Below are 13,957 nucleotides of genomic sequence, written 5' to 3' on the forward strand. Positions count from 1 at the left end.
CTGCCGATGCGCCGGACGTGGCGCCGCGAGCGGGGAGAACCCCAATGCCCAGAATGACATAATGTATATTATCGGACATCCGGCGAAAGGGGCGCCACCTGCGGGGGTTCTTGCTGTGGGTTCCTGCGCCCGGTGAACGCGCTGTCCGGCGCGTGTTGTCCGGTGAACGGGCCGTCCGGTGCACGTGCCTCCCGGCGTCGCCCCGGGCGTTCGGCGACGTCCCGCGTGCCCGCCGTCTAGCGTGCGCGGCTCTCCGTGTCTTCGTCGGTGACGTTGGCCGCCGCGCCGTACGGAACGCCGGCGTTGTCCGCCGCGGTGCGCACGGCGATCTCCTCGCGCAGTCGCTTCGTCTGCCATACGGTCAGTGCCATGAGCCCCACGCCGATGGCGACGAGCAACCACATCTGCTTCCAGGCGACGAAAAGAATGAAGACGATCAGCAGTGCCATGCGAACCCGGCGTGCCAGGAGCATCTTCTCGTACATGTGACTCTCTTTCGTCGAAAATCGGCTGGTCCCGCCCCATGGGGCCGTTTCGAGACTATACCGGAGCCACCCCGCAAAACGTCACTGTGACGAAATGTCAAAGTCCTGGAGTGGATCCGGGATCCGCTCCAGGGCTTCCGACGGCTTTTCTCCGGGCCGTCCGACTTAGTCTCGGCCGTCTACTCGGCCTCGACCTTGCGCAAGACGATGCGCAGATTCAGCTCGCCGTTTTCGTCGACCGACGCCGCGACGAAGTCAGGCGTGCGCACGTTGTAGTCCAGACGGTTGAACTCGTACGTGCCGGACATGAGCACGTGATCGCCGTGGCGCATCACCAGCATCGGAACGACGACGTCATTGGTCACGCCGCGGATGGTCATGCGGCCCGGCACCTCGACCGTGACGGCCGTGCCGTCGTCCGGCACGTGCGACAGGTCCGTCGCCTCGGCCACCTCGAACTTGGCCTCCGGGTACGCCTCCGTGGTGAAGATGGTGTCGCGGACGTTGTTGTCGCGCTTCATGTCGTCGGACGTCAGCGTCTCCATGTCCACGACCAGCGAACCCGACTGCAGCGTGTCATCGGCGATTTCGAACGTGCCGCTCACGTCGTGGGTCGAGCCCGACGTCGTGCGGCTGCTGCCCGGCAGCAACTCGTCGAACGTGTAGCCCACCGACGTGTTCGTCCCGGCGCCCGACCGCGCGACTTCCCATGTGCCGTTGCGGTCCGTCGTGGCCGGCTGGACGTTTTCGGTGTCCACGCCGCCGGTGCGCACGCCCTCCGAGGTGATGACCCGGTACAACACGGGGCCGACGATGACGATCGCCAGAGCGACCACCGCCACCGCCACCAACGTCACGATCGACTTCTTCATGCCCGAATTCATACCGGACATGGTATCCCGTCGGTTCCCGGCAAGCGCCATCGTCCCCGCAGTGCAGTACATTTGTCTCGGAATGCAATGCGATCAAAGTGCGGATCCGGCGGCCGCATCACTCCACGATCAGATGCCCTGTCCGGCGATCAGCGGAAATGCTCCAGCTCGCGGGCCTTGACCACCAGCTCGCGACACATGGCCGCCACCTCCGAGGCATCGGCGCCCTCGCCCACGGCCGTCTCCACGTCTTCGGCGGCGCAGCGCAGCTCGAACAGTCCGTCACGCAGCGCCGCCAGCCGCCCGTCCGACAGTCCGGTCCCCTGCTCCCCCGCCCCCGCGGCACCGCCGGCCACCGCTCCGGCTGCGCCCTCGGCACGCCGGTGTTCGTAGGCCCGCTGGCGGCACGTCTGGTCGCAGTATTTGCGGCGACGACCGCGGGGCGACAGGGCGATCTCCCTGCCGCACCATTCGCAATGGGCGGAGTCTTTGAGCGTCACGCCCGGATTATGGCACGTCCCGCACCCAGGGGATATAATTGAGGGTCACCGATTCCCATTCCCGAGCATTTGGAAGAAGGGCCGCCACACATGGCAGATCGAGTTCTCCGCGGTAGCCGCATGGGCGCCGTCTCCTACGAGACGGACCGCGACCACGACCTCGCCCCCCGCCGCATGGTCCGCTACGAGACCGAAGACGGCATTTTCGAGGTCCCCTTCGCCGAGGATGCCGAGATCCCCGGCGAGTGGCTGTGCAAGAACGGCCAGATGGGCAAGCTCGTCGAGGGCGAGGGCACCGAGTCCAAGCCGGTCAAGCCGCCGCGCACCCACTGGGACATGCTCCGCGAGCGTCGCTCCCTCGAGGAGCTCGACGTCCTGCTCGACGAGCGCATCGACCTGCTGCGCAAGCGCCGCCGCAACGCCGCGCGCCTGCTCAAGCAGCAGCAGGAGGCGGAGGCCGCCGAGGCCCAGGGCAAGTAACCCACCTGCCCCGGCGGGTGCCCGCACCCCCTTGCGCACGCCGCACGTGCTTTACGACGATTCGACCCGGAAGACCACATGGCCTTCCGGGTCGAATCGTCGTCAAGCGAAAACCGGTGCGACACCGCCGCACCCTGCGGCAACGGCGCGCTAGAACCGCTTCTTGATGGAATGCCGGGCCAGACGCCCGATCTCGCCGGCGATGTCGCGGACCTGACCCGCCCGGTACCCCAGACCCCACGACGTCACCGCGGTCAACGAATCGGTGACGAAACTGCCCGACAACTTCGACTCGCCGTACACGCGCTCGGTGAACGTGATGGGCACCTCGCGGACGTCGAAACCGGCCCGCACCGTCTTCCAGCCGATCTCCGTCTGGAACAGGTACGCCTCCTTGCCGATGGAGTCGAAATCCAACGTCTCCAACACCTCACGGCGAAATGCGCGGTACCCTGCAGTGATGTCGCTGATGCCGGCACCCAACAGCAGCGAAATGTACAGGTTGCCGCCACGCGACAAGATCTTCCGCGACGCCGGCCAATTCACCGTCGAACCACCCGGCACGTAGCGCGAACCGATCACCAGATCCGCCCCCGCGTCGATCTCGTCGAGAAGCAGGTGCAGCTGCTCCGGGGCATGCGACCCATCGGCGTCCATCTCGCACAGCACCTGGTAATCCCGCTCCAGCCCCCACGCGAAACCGGCCCGATACGCGCCCCACAGGCCGCCCTTGCCCTCGCGATGCAGGACGTGGATGTGCTCCGGCGCCTCGGCGGCGAGCTCGTCGGCGACGTCGCCGGTGCCGTCCGGGGAGGAATCGTCGACGACGAGGACGTGCACGTCCGGCTGCGCCGAACGCAGACGACCGACGATGAGCGGCAGGTTCTCCCGCTCGTTGAACGTCGGAATGATGACGAGGGTGCTGTCACTCGGCTTGGACACTATCGCTCCTTATGGGAATCCTGCTGGTGCTCGGCCTCGCGGGCCGCGGACGCCGCGCCCATGGCACGACGCACGGCTGCGATCAGCGCGAACGCGGCGAGGGCGACGATGGCCCACTCCATCGTCCCACCATACCGGGCGGCCGGGGTGAGATGATCCCGCAGCGGCAGGTCGGCCGTGAGCACCTGCTGCTCGAAGATCCCCGTCTCCTGCTCCACCGTCCCGTCGGGGGCGACGATGGCGCTGACGCCGCTGGTCGCGGCCACGACGACGGCGCGGTCGAACTCGATGGCCCGCATCCGGCTCATCGCCAGCTGCTGGTACGTCATGTCGGTGTACCCGAAGGTGGCGTTGTTCGTCGGGGTGGCCAGGATCGTCGCGCCGTTGTTCACCGCGTCGCGGAACGCCGGGTCGAACACGACCTCGTAGCAGGTGGCGATGCCCAGGCCGATCGAGTCGATCTCGATGACCCCGTCGCCGGAGCCGGGCGTCATGTCGCCGGCGCGGTCGACCAGCGGCGTGATGTGCCGCAGCAGATCGCGAAACGGCATCGTTTCGCCGAAGGGCTGCAGGTAGATCTTCTCGTGGCGCCCGCCGTCGACGGGCCCGGTGTCGGGGTCCCACAGCACCATCGTGTTCTGAACGCCGTCGTCGTAGGTGAAGGTGCCCACGATGATCGGGGCGTCGATGTCCTTCGCCGCCGCGTCGATGATCCGCGCCGCCTCCGCGTCGGTGAACGGGCTGACGTCCGACGAGTTCTCCGGCCACACCACCAGGTCCGGCCGCGGTTCGACGCCGTCGCGCACCCGTGCGGCCAGGTCGCGCGTCGCGTTGGCGTGGTTTTCCAGCACGGCCCGCCGCTGCGCATTGAAATCCATGCCCAGCCGCGGCACGTTGCCCTGCACCGCCGCGATGCGCACCGTGTCGACGTCCTCGCCCGTCGCCGGCTGCGCCACCACGCCGATGGCCAGCGGCACCAGGATCAGCACGGCGCCCGTCACCCATTGCTTGACGACGACCGACGCGACCCCCGCAGCGGCCACCACCGCCAAAAAACCGACGAACGCCACTCCACCGAGGACGGCGGCGTCGTCAAGCGGACCACCGATCTGCCCCCAACCGACCCGCAACCACGGGAAACCGCCGAACGGCCACCGCGCCAACAACGCCTCGCCCGCCAACAGCGCCGCCGCCGCGCCCACCGCCCGGGCAGGCCACGGCAGGTCCACGCCGAGAATGAACCGCGCGAGCGAAATGCCCGGGATCTGCATCAGGCCCAGCGTCACCGACAACGCCACATACGGCATCGCGCCGACGAACTCGGAAATCCACGGCAACGCGATCATCGCCGTCGTGAACCCCCACAACACCGCCATGCCGACGGTGATGCGCCACGACGGCCGGCCGAGCAGCGCGACGAACAACATCGCCACACCGACCCAGCTCAGCCACCACAGGCCCACCGGCTGAAACGACCACGCCACGAAGGCACCGCCGAGCGCCGCGGCGGCGAGACGGAGAATGGCCCGGCCGCGCTCCGAAACATCGATCATCCGCGCGGCTCCCGGCGGTCATCGCGATCGTCGCCCGCGTCGTCGCCGTCGTCGGGTTCCTCGTCATCGGCGGCGGGTTCCTCGTCGATGACCATGTCATCGGAAACACCGCCCGCGGGGCGGCCCCTGAGCTCCTCGTCCTCGCTCGCCCACTCGTCGAGCTCGCTGAGATCATCCGGCACGTCAAACGTGACGCGCTCGCCAGTGCCCCGGTCAAGACGGCGGGGCGCCGAGTCATCGGCCGTCGTAAAGCGGGAACCGAACGGCGCCCCCGGACCCGACGGCGCCGACGGGTCATCGTGGTCGATGACTTCCGCACCATCATCGCCGAAGCGCACCCCGTACTGCTGCACCACGAACATGCTCCGCGACCCCGTCCGCTGGAACCACGACGACAACGACGCGCCGCCAACCGAACGGATCAGCCACCTCGTCGGCGGCAGAATCAGCAGCAAACCCAGCACCGCCGTGACGAAGCCCGGCAGCGCCAACAACACGCAGCCCACCATGAGCATCGCCGAATCCACCACCAGCGTTCCCGCCGACGCCAGGGCATTGCGGGCCTGCTTCTCGCGGTCGGCGGGGCTGGCCGAGGCGCGGGAGGCACGGGCGTCGGCGGTTCCGGTGGAGCCGCCGCCCATCGCCTCCCGCGCGGAGATCGCGTCGTCCATCGCGCGGGCGGTCAGGCGGCGCATCTCCCACGCCGCCGCGACGACGCCGACGGCGAAAAGGCCGATGAGCGCCAGAATCGCCCAACCGAAGCCGATCCACTTCCCCACCGCGACGAACGCGGCGATTTCGACGATGAGATACAGCACGAACAGCGCATTCGACATGAGGCCCAGCCTACCCGCCCAGGTGCCCGCGGCCCGGGTGCCGGCGTGCTCGTCTGTCCGGCGTCGTCGGTGCCCCGGCTTGATACGCACTTAGTCGGCGGATTTGTTGCAGATTTGGGCGAAACTTTCCCGATTTGACGGGCGTTTTGCAACAAATCCGCCGACTAATTGCAGATCAAGATCTAACTGTGGCAGGCGTGGCCGGTGTTGCTGGTGTGGCGCGAAATGGGGGCGCGTGATTCCCGCCGAAGTGGTCTGCGGCGCCGTCTGCGGGCCCGGCTGAGGGAGCAACGACCCCGGTGGCAGGCGTGGCCGGTGTTGCTGGTGTGGCGCGAAATGGGGGCGCGTCTTTGTCGGATGGCCAGAAGCGCGGGCCGATGTGCGAAATGGAGGGGGCGGGCGCGGACGTGGATGAGACCCGAGATGCGCGGATGAGGTGAAACGGCGTCGGCGGCGCTCGGCCCCCTCCAGAAGTGCCCCAATTCCCGGAGTGACCCGGAAACCCTGACCGAGGGGAGACACGACTGGAGGAGACTGAGCACCGCCGACCCGCCGACCCGCCGGCGCCCCGACCGCTACCGGTCCTCGAGCTCGCCCTCCGTCTCCAGGAATGCCCGGCGCAGCAGCTCCAGCCGCTCCTCGTCGGGGCTCTCCCACATCTTCCGGTCGGCGGCCTCGAGCAGGCGCTCCGAAATGTCGTGCAGCGCCCACGGGTTCGACTTGTCGAAGAACTCGCGGTTCTCCGGGTTGGCGACGTACTCGTCGGTAAGCGTCTCGTACATCCAGTCGTCCATGACTCCGGTGGTGGCGTCGTAGCCGAACAGGTAATCCACGGTCGCGGCCATCTCGAACGCGCCCTTGTACCCGTGGGCGCGCATGGCGGACATCCACCGCGGGTTGACCACGCGGGCGCGGAACACGCGGCGGGTCTCCTCGTGGAGGGTGCGGGTGCGCACGGCGTCGGGCCTCGTCGAGTCGCCGATGTACGCCTCGGGGTCCTTGCCGGTCAGGGCGCGGACCGTGGCGACCATGCCGCCGTGGAACTGGAAGTAGTCGTCGGAGTCGGCGATGTCGTGCTCGCGGGTGTCGGCGTTCTTCGCGGCGACCTGGATGCGGCGGTAGGCGGTGCGCATCTCGTCGGCGGCGGGCGCTCCGTCGACGCCGCGGCCGTAGGCGTATCCGCCCCAGGTGGTGTACACGGCGGCGAGGTCTTCGTCGTCGCGCCACGACCCGGAGTCGATGAGCTGCAGAAGCCCCGCGCCGTAGGTGCCGGGCTTGGAACCGAAGATGCGGCGGGGGCGCGGCTGGTCGCCCTGCGCTTCGCCGGTCCCGGCGTCGGCCTTCGCGTGCGCCCGGACGTAGTTGACGTCGTCGGGTTCGTCGAGGCCGGCGACGAGGGCGACGGCGTCGTCAAGCAAGTCGATGACGTGCGGGAACGCGTCGCGGAAGAATCCGGAGATGCGCACGGTGACGTCGATGCGGGGGCGGCCGAGTTCGTCGGCGGGGATGACCTCGAGGCCGGTGATGCGGCGCGACGCCTCGTCCCACACGGGGTGCACGCCGAGCAGCGCGAGAACTTCGGCGATGTCGTCGCCGGAGGTGCGCATGGCGGAGGTGCCCCACACGGACAGGCCGACGGACTTGGGGTATTCGCCGTCATGGTCGGCGCGGAAGCGCTCGATGAGGCCGTCGGCGAGCTGCACGCCGGTTTCCCACGCCAGGCGCGACGGGATGGCCTTCGGGTCGACGGAGTAGAAGTTGCGGCCGGTGGGCAGGACGTTGACCAGGCCGCGCAGCGGCGAGCCGGACGGGCCCGCGGGGATGAAGCCGCCGTCGAGGGCGTGCAGGATGCGGGGGATTTCGCCGGAGGTTTCGGCCAGGCGGGGCAGGATTTCGTCCCGGGTGAATTCCAGGAGCTTGACGACGGTGCCCGCCGCCGACTGGTCCAGCCCGTTGGCGCCGATGACGTCGTCGGCCAGGGAGCCGAGGTCGACGGCCGGGTCGTCGATCAGCGCGGTGACCAGGGTGGTGGCGATGGCGTCGATGCGGTCGACGGTGACGCGGTCGTCGGAGCCGTCCTCGGACAGGCCCAGCGATTCGCGCAGGCCGGGCAGGGTGAACTCGCCGCCCCACAATTGGCGGGCGCGCAGCATGGTGGCGACGGTGCCGGAAAGGTCCTCCCCCGCCGGGGCGTCGCCGAGGATGTGCAGGCCACCGCGGATGGCGGCGTCCTTGATTTCGCACAGCCAGCCGTCGACGTGCATGAGCATGTCGTCGAAGACGTCTTCGTCGGGGCGTTCCTCCCAGCCGAGGTCGCGGTCCATTTGCGCCGCGGAGATGAGCGTCCAGATCTCCTGGCGGATCGCCGGCAGCTTCGCCGGGTCCATGGCGGAGATGTTCTGGTGCTCGTCGAGGAGCTGTTCCAGGCGGGTGATGTCGCCGTAGGACTCGGCGCGGGCCATCGGCGGGATCATGTGGTCGACGAGGGTGGCGTGGGCGCGGCGCTTGGCCTGGGTGCCTTCGCCGGGGTCGTTGACCAGGAAGGGGTAGATCAGCGGCAGTTCGCCGATGGCCTGGTCGGGGCCGCATTCGGCGGACAGGCCGGCGGTTTTGCCGGGCAGCCATTCCATGTTGCCGTGCTTGCCCATGTGGACCACGGCGTCGGCGCCGAAGCCGCCGTCGTCGGCGGGGCGGGCGAGCCAGTGGTAGCAGGCCAGGTAGTGGTGGGTCGGCGGAAGGTCGGGGTCGTGGTAGATGCCGACGGGGTTGTCGCCGAAGCCGCGGGGCGGCTGGACCATGACGACGACGTTGCCGAAGCGCAGTCCGGCGATGTAGATGTCGCTGGTCTTCGGGTGGACGTAGAGGGAGCCGGGGGCCTCGCCCCAGTGGTCGATCATGGTTTCCCGCAGTTGCCACGGCAGGGTCTCGAAGTGCTCGAGGTACGTGTCGGCGGGCAGGCGCAGTTCGTTGGCGGCCATGACCTCTTCGGTCAGCCAGTCCGGGTCCTGGCCGCCGGCGTCGATGATGGCGTGCATGAAAGCGTCGGCGGCGGCGGTGCGGGCTTCGGCGTCGCCGGCTGCGGTGGCGGCGGCGTAGTCGGTGAAGCCGGGGATGGCGGAGACGTCGCCGAGGTCGTAGCCGGCCTCGTCGAGTGCGTGGAGCACCTTCAGCGTCGACGCCGGGGTGTCCAGGCCGACGGCGTTGCCGATGCGGGCGTGCTTGGTCGGGTAGGCCGACAGCATGACGGCGATTTTCTTGTCGGCGTTGTCGACGTGGCGCAGGCGGGCGTGGCGCACGGCGATGCCGGCGAGGCGGTCGCAGCGTTCGAAGTCGGGGACGTAGGTGATCAGGTCGTCGGAGTCGATTTCCTTGAACGAAAACGGCACGGAGATCAGGCGGCCGTCGAATTCGGGCACGGCGACCTGGGTGGCCACGTCCAGGGGCGTGAGGCCTTCGTCGTTGTCCTCCCAGGCCTGGCGGGGCGAGGTCAGGGCCAGGCCCTGGATGATGGGCATGTCCAGCTTCGCCAGGGCCGCGACGTCCCACGTGCCGTCGTCGCCGCCGGCCTGCGCCAGGGCGGGTCGATTGCCGCCGGCGGCGAGGACGGTGGTGATCAGCGCGTCGCAGGTGCCGAGCTCGGCGATCAAGTCGTCGCCGGCGGTGCGCAGCGATGCGGCGTAGATGGGCTTTGCGACGGCCCCCCGCTTTTCGATGGCGCTGCACAGGGCGGAGACGTAGGCGGTGTTGCCGGCCAGATGCTGGGCGCGGTAGTAGATCACGCCGATGACCGGTGCGGTCCCGGTGACGTCGGCGGAGGCAGCTGCGTCAATGTCGCCGCCGGCCTTTTCGCCGGTGCGATCGTCGCTCTGCTCGTCCACGGCGGAGTCCCAGTTCCGCTCGAGGTGGCCCCACGCCGGCAGGCGCTTCGGCTCGGCGAAGCCCAGGCCGGTGAACAGCAGCGTGTCCGACAAGAAGTTGTGCAGCTGCGCCAGGTTGTCGGGTCCGCCCTCGGCCAGATACGCGTGGGCGGTGGTGGCGACGTTGGCGGGGACCGTCGAATACTCGGTCAGCTCCGCGTCTGGAGCCTGCTCGCCGGAGACCAACACCGTCGGGATGCCCGAGGCGATGACGGCGTCGATGCCCTCCTCCCACGCCCTGCGGCCGCCGAGCAGGCGGATGACCGCGATGTCGGCGCCGTCGAGAAGCCCCGGCAGATCGTCGTCGAGCAGGCGGGCGGGGTTCGCCCAGCGGTACTCGACGTCCGCCTCCTTCGCCGCAGCGGCCCTGGCGGACAGCAGGTCGGTGTCGGACGTGGACAGCAGCAGAATCATCGCGTCTGCGCCTTTCCCGGGGAATGTCGCGCCCCGTGGCCAAGCTTCCCGGGGCGTGGGGGTCTGACTTTCACAGTGGCGCGACCGTCCGGATTTTCACCGGCTTCCCCACCACCCGGGTCGGGTGGTTGAACGTTGTCGAAGGGTAGCCTACAGCGCCCGTCGGATCCGGGTCGTCGGGACACCGGACTCCCGCGGCCCCCGGGACGGAACGGGCGGCAGGCGGGCCGTCGTCAAGCAACGCCCGCCCCACGCGCCGCACGTATCATCGAGGCATGAACCCCATGGTCGACCAGCCCGAAAACCCCCGCCCCGAACGCGACCGCCCCGACGCCTGCCCGGGCACCCGCCGCGTGCACATCGCCGCCGACGGCGCCATCGGCCGCCTGCGCTTTCCCGGCGGATTCCTGCCCGCGCCGGGCTTCATGGTGCTGGCGGACCTGGCCGACAACTTCGGCGACGGCTACATCCACTTCACCTCCCGCGGCAACCTGCAGATCCGCGGCATCCGCGACGTGTCCGGGTTCGCCGACGCCGCCGAGGAAGCCGGCATGCTCCCCCACCCCGACCACGACCGCGTGCGCAACATCCTGCAGTCCCCGATGACCGGCCGCGTCGGCGGACTCGACGACGTCTCCGAGCTGGTGCACGCGTTCGACGACGCCTTGTGCGCCGACGAGTCGCTTGCGGCGCTGCCGGGACGCACCCTGTTCGCGCTTGACGACGGCCGCGGCGACGTCCTCGGCGAAGCACCCGACCTCGGCCTGGTCGCCTTCGGCGGCGGCGAATTCGAACTGGTCGTCGCCGGGGCACCCGCCGGAGTGTCCGTGCCCCGCGACCGCGCGGTGGAAATGCTGCTGTCGGCGACCCGCGCGTGGGCGGAGGTGCGCGGCGAGGCCTGGCGCATCGCCGAATCCGACGGGGCCGACCGGGTCGTCGCCATGACCGCGGAAGCCATCGGCGTGCCCGTCGGTGATCCGTCGGCCGCCGAGTCCTTCGCGTTCGCCCACCCCGGCACCGAACAGATCGGGTGGATCGACCAGCCCGACGGCCTGGTCAGCCTCGCCGCCGGGCTGCGGTTCGGCGTCCTGCCCTCCCGCCTGGCCCGCGCCATCGCCCAGACCCGCGTGCCCGTCCACGTCACGCCCTGGTACTCGCTGGTCCTCCACGACCTGGAGGAAGCCGACGCCGAGCAGGTCGTGCGCGTCCTGGCGCCCAACGGCCTGATCTTCGACCGCAAGTCCACGTGGCTCAACGTCTCCGCCTGCACCGGCCGACCCGGCTGCCCGAAGTCGCTGGCCGACACCCGCGGCGACGCCGCCCACGCCATCGCCCAGGCCCGCCTGCCCGAGGGACGCGTGCACTTCTCCGGCTGCGAGCGCCGCTGCGGCCGACCCAAGGGCGGATACGTCGACTACCTGGCCACCGGCGACGGCGAGTACGAGGTCACCTCGGTCGACTGACGCCTGGGGCCCGGGCGGCGCGGAGTCGGGGCGCGCCGCGGACGGGTCGGCGGCGTTCGACCGGCCGGGCTGACTTACGCTGTTGGCATGTCTGGCTTCGATTACGTCACCGACGGCGCGGCGATCTACCGCGAGTCATTCTCCATCATCCGCGCCGAGTCCGACCTCGGGCGTTTTTCGCCCGACGAGGAGGTCGTCGCCGTCCGCATGATCCACGCCGCCGGCCAGACGGACCTGGCGGAGGACATCGTCTTCTCCCCCGGCGCCGTTACCGCCGCCCGCGCCGCGCTGGAGGCGGGCAAGCCGATCTTCACCGACGTGACCATGATCGCCTCGGGCATCACGCGCCGCCGTCTGCCCGCGGACAACGAGGTCATCTGCACGCTTCACGACGAGCGCACCCCGGGACTGGCCGCCGAATTGGGCACCACGCGCACCGCCGCCGCCGTCGACTTGTGGGGTGACCGGCTCGCCGGTGCCGTCGTGGCCATCGGCAACGCGCCCACCGCGTTGTACCACCTGCTCGACCGACTCCGCGACGGCGAACTGCCCGTGCCCGCCGCCGTGCTGGCCATTCCGGTCGGGTTCGTCGGTGCGGCGGAATCGAAGCAGGCCACCATCGACGTCGCCCCGCAAATCCCCGGCCTGGAGTACATCACCGTCACCGGCCGCCGCGGCGGTTCGGCCATCACCTGCGCCGCCCTCAACGCGCTGGCCACGAAGCGGGAGATCCTCCCGTGAGCGATCGCGCCGTCGCGCCGGGCCACCTCTACGGCGTCGGTCTCGGCCCCGGCGACCCGGGACTGATCACCCGTCGCGGCGCGGACGTCATCGCGTCGGCCGACGTCGTCGCCTTCCACGCCGGCCCGCACGGCAGGTCCACGGCGCGGCGCATCGCGTCGGAGCTCATCGACGCCCGCCGCACGCCGGCCATCGAAGAGTTGCTGGTGTACCCCGTCACCAGGGGCGGGGGCGATGACGTCGATTACGCCGAGGCGATGGGCGCCTTCTACGCGGAGGCGACCTCGCGTCTGGCGGACCATCTTTCCGCGGGGCGGTCGGTGGCGGTGCTCTCGCTCGGCGACCCCATGTTGTACAGCTCCTACCAACATCTGCACCGCGCGTTGGCGGGAGACTTCCCCACCCACGTCGTTCCGGGCGTGCCCAGCGTCACCGCCGCGGCGGGCGAGCTGGCACACCCGCTGGCCGAGGGAACGGACATCCTGTCGATCCTGCCCGCCACCGCAGGCCACGCGCGACTGGCGGCGGCGGTGGCGGCGGCGGATTGCCTGGTGATCATGAAACTCGCCGGCCACGTCGACGACGTCCGCGACATTCTGCGCGACGCCGGGAAACTCGACCGGGCGAGAGTCGTCGTCCGCGCCACGATGGGCGACGGCTGGTCGGCTCCGCTGGCCGACGTCGCCGCCGACGACGTGCCCTACTTCGCCGTGGTGGTCGTCGGCGCCGAGCAGACGGACGGGCCCGACACCGGAGTCCGCGTCGCCTCCCGCGTGGGCGCACCCGACGCCGTCGCGGATGCGGGCCACGGCGGCCCCGGGGCGGGCCTGGGCGAGGTCGTGGTCATCGGCCTGGGCCCCGGCCCCGACCGGTGGATGACGCCTGAGGCCGCCGCCGAGCTGGATCGCGCCACCGACGTCGTCGGCTACGCCACGTACGTTTCCCGGGTGCCGGACAAGCCAGGCCGCACCAAGCACATGTCCGACAATCGGGTCGAGGGCGAGCGCGCCGCGATGGCGCTGGACCTGGCCAAGGCCGGTGCCTGCGTCGCGGTGGTCAGCTCCGGCGACGCCGGCGTGTTCGCCATGGCCGCCGCCGTGTTGGAAACCGCCGACGACGAGGCGTGGCGCGACGTGCCCGTGCGCATCGTCCCCGGCATGACCGCCGCCCAGGCCGTCGCCAGTCGCGTCGGAGCCCCGCTCGGTCACGACTTCGCCATGCTCTCGTTGTCGGATCGCTTGAAGCCGTGGCGGACCGTCGAAAAGCGACTGCGCGCGGTACTCGACGCCGACATGGCGTTCGCCGTGTACAACCCGGCGTCGAAGACGCGGCGGGCCCAGGTCGTGGCGCTGCGTGACCTCCTCGCCGAGTACCGCGATCCGGAAACGCCCGTCATCGTCGCCCGCGCGGTCGGGGCGCCGGAGGAGAAGGTCACCGTCACCACCGTCGCCGAATTCGACCCGGAGGTCGTGGACATGCGGACCATGCTCATCGTCGGTGCGTCGTCGACGCGGGCGTACGACGGCGTCGATGGCGTGCGCGTGTTCACCGCCCGGCATTACGGCGGCGGTGGATTCGCGGGGACCGGGGCGCTCGGCGGGGATCGCTAGCGGTCGGGCGTCCGAACTGGCCAGTCGTGCGGCGGTCGGGCGGCGGGCGTTGATCGGCGCCGCGCGTCGGAAAGTCGACATTTTATGCGGCCGGAAAAACCCGACCTGGCCTTTTGTCGAATGGTGGCAGTACTTTGCGACGCT

At 70.0% G+C, this 13,957-nt stretch carries 11 protein-coding genes; 4 read left to right on the plus strand and 7 right to left on the minus strand.

Annotated elements, in window-relative coordinates; all coding sequences use genetic code 11:
* Window positions 1-236 precede the first annotated feature (236 nt).
* The 3 genes from HMPREF3121_RS08380 to HMPREF3121_RS12225 form a co-directional block, all read right to left on the minus strand.
* A complete protein-coding gene (locus HMPREF3121_RS08380) occupies window positions 237-485 on the minus strand; it encodes a hypothetical protein (RefSeq protein ID WP_070522156.1) in 249 nt (82 codons plus the stop codon).
* Between the two features lie 179 nt (window positions 486-664).
* Window positions 665-1,369, minus strand: coding sequence for a YceI family protein (locus HMPREF3121_RS08385; protein ID WP_070522159.1), 705 nt, complete (start codon window positions 1,367-1,369; stop codon window positions 665-667).
* Between the two features lie 137 nt (window positions 1,370-1,506).
* Window positions 1,507-1,857: a hypothetical protein gene (locus HMPREF3121_RS12225; protein WP_210387260.1), complete on the minus strand. Its 351-nt coding sequence runs from the start codon at window positions 1,855-1,857 to the stop codon at window positions 1,507-1,509.
* Window positions 1,858-1,947: 90 nt separating this feature from the next.
* Here HMPREF3121_RS12225 and HMPREF3121_RS08395 point away from each other — a divergent pair, with 90 nt between their 5' ends.
* Window positions 1,948-2,337: an RNA polymerase-binding protein RbpA gene (locus HMPREF3121_RS08395; protein WP_070522162.1), complete on the plus strand. Its 390-nt coding sequence runs from the start codon at window positions 1,948-1,950 to the stop codon at window positions 2,335-2,337.
* 150 nt (window positions 2,338-2,487) lie between these two features.
* Here the strand turns inward: HMPREF3121_RS08395 and HMPREF3121_RS08400 are convergent, their stop codons facing one another.
* The 4 genes from HMPREF3121_RS08400 to cobN all read right to left on the minus strand — a co-directional run bounded on the left by HMPREF3121_RS08400 (window position 2,488) and on the right by cobN (window position 9,999).
* Entirely contained in the window at window positions 2,488-3,279 is a 792-nt protein-coding gene (locus HMPREF3121_RS08400; protein ID WP_070522163.1) for a polyprenol monophosphomannose synthase, read from the minus strand.
* Complete coding sequence (gene lnt, locus HMPREF3121_RS08405) at window positions 3,279-4,832, minus strand: apolipoprotein N-acyltransferase (protein ID WP_070522166.1); 1,554 nt, start codon at window positions 4,830-4,832, stop codon at window positions 3,279-3,281. Before lnt ends, HMPREF3121_RS08400 begins: the two co-directional genes overlap by 1 nt.
* On the minus strand, window positions 4,829-5,668 hold the full coding sequence (locus HMPREF3121_RS08410; RefSeq protein ID WP_070522169.1) for an FxsA family protein: 840 nt from the start codon (window positions 5,666-5,668) through the stop codon (window positions 4,829-4,831). The genes lnt and HMPREF3121_RS08410 overlap by 4 nt, the downstream gene beginning before the upstream one ends.
* Window positions 5,669-6,243: 575 nt before the next feature.
* Window positions 6,244-9,999: a cobaltochelatase subunit CobN gene (cobN, locus tag HMPREF3121_RS08415; RefSeq protein WP_070522172.1), complete on the minus strand. Its 3,756-nt coding sequence runs from the start codon at window positions 9,997-9,999 to the stop codon at window positions 6,244-6,246.
* A 275-nt stretch (window positions 10,000-10,274) separates the two neighbouring features.
* On the opposite strand from cobN, the gene cobG reads away from it, so the two are divergent.
* From cobG to cobJ, 3 genes are all read left to right on the plus strand, one after another.
* Window positions 10,275-11,462 (plus strand): precorrin-3B synthase, encoded by a 1,188-nt coding sequence (gene cobG / locus HMPREF3121_RS08420; RefSeq protein WP_246816113.1) that lies wholly within the window; start codon window positions 10,275-10,277, stop codon window positions 11,460-11,462.
* 87 nt (window positions 11,463-11,549) lie between these two features.
* Window positions 11,550-12,203, plus strand: a complete 654-nt coding sequence (locus HMPREF3121_RS08425; RefSeq protein WP_070522178.1) for a precorrin-8X methylmutase — start codon at window positions 11,550-11,552, stop codon at window positions 12,201-12,203.
* Window positions 12,200-13,813, plus strand: coding sequence for a precorrin-3B C(17)-methyltransferase (cobJ, locus tag HMPREF3121_RS08430; RefSeq protein ID WP_070522181.1), 1,614 nt, complete (start codon window positions 12,200-12,202; stop codon window positions 13,811-13,813). Before HMPREF3121_RS08425 ends, cobJ begins: the two co-directional genes overlap by 4 nt.
* The last annotated feature ends 144 nt before the right edge of the window (window positions 13,814-13,957 follow it).

It is taken from the genome of Corynebacterium sp. HMSC11E11 (assembly GCF_001807025.1).
GTDB lineage: Bacteria > Actinomycetota > Actinomycetes > Mycobacteriales > Mycobacteriaceae > Corynebacterium > Corynebacterium freneyi.

What these genes read in the sequence shown, in the direction of transcription:
- cobG (WP_246816113.1), top strand. Translation starts at nt 10,275, where the DNA reads ATGAACCCCATGGTCGACCAGCCCGAAAACCCCCGCCCCGAACGCGAC.
- lnt (WP_070522166.1), bottom strand. Translation starts at nt 4,832, where the DNA reads ATGATCGATGTTTCGGAGCGCGGCCGGGCCATTCTCCGTCTCGCCGCC.
- cobN (WP_070522172.1), bottom strand. Translation starts at nt 9,999, where the DNA reads ATGATTCTGCTGCTGTCCACGTCCGACACCGACCTGCTGTCCGCCAGG.
- HMPREF3121_RS08385 (WP_070522159.1), bottom strand. Translation starts at nt 1,369, where the DNA reads ATGAATTCGGGCATGAAGAAGTCGATCGTGACGTTGGTGGCGGTGGCG.
- HMPREF3121_RS08380 (WP_070522156.1), bottom strand. Translation starts at nt 485, where the DNA reads ATGTACGAGAAGATGCTCCTGGCACGCCGGGTTCGCATGGCACTGCTG.
- HMPREF3121_RS08410 (WP_070522169.1), bottom strand. Translation starts at nt 5,668, where the DNA reads ATGTCGAATGCGCTGTTCGTGCTGTATCTCATCGTCGAAATCGCCGCG.
- HMPREF3121_RS08425 (WP_070522178.1), top strand. Translation starts at nt 11,550, where the DNA reads ATGTCTGGCTTCGATTACGTCACCGACGGCGCGGCGATCTACCGCGAG.
- HMPREF3121_RS08395 (WP_070522162.1), top strand. Translation starts at nt 1,948, where the DNA reads ATGGCAGATCGAGTTCTCCGCGGTAGCCGCATGGGCGCCGTCTCCTAC.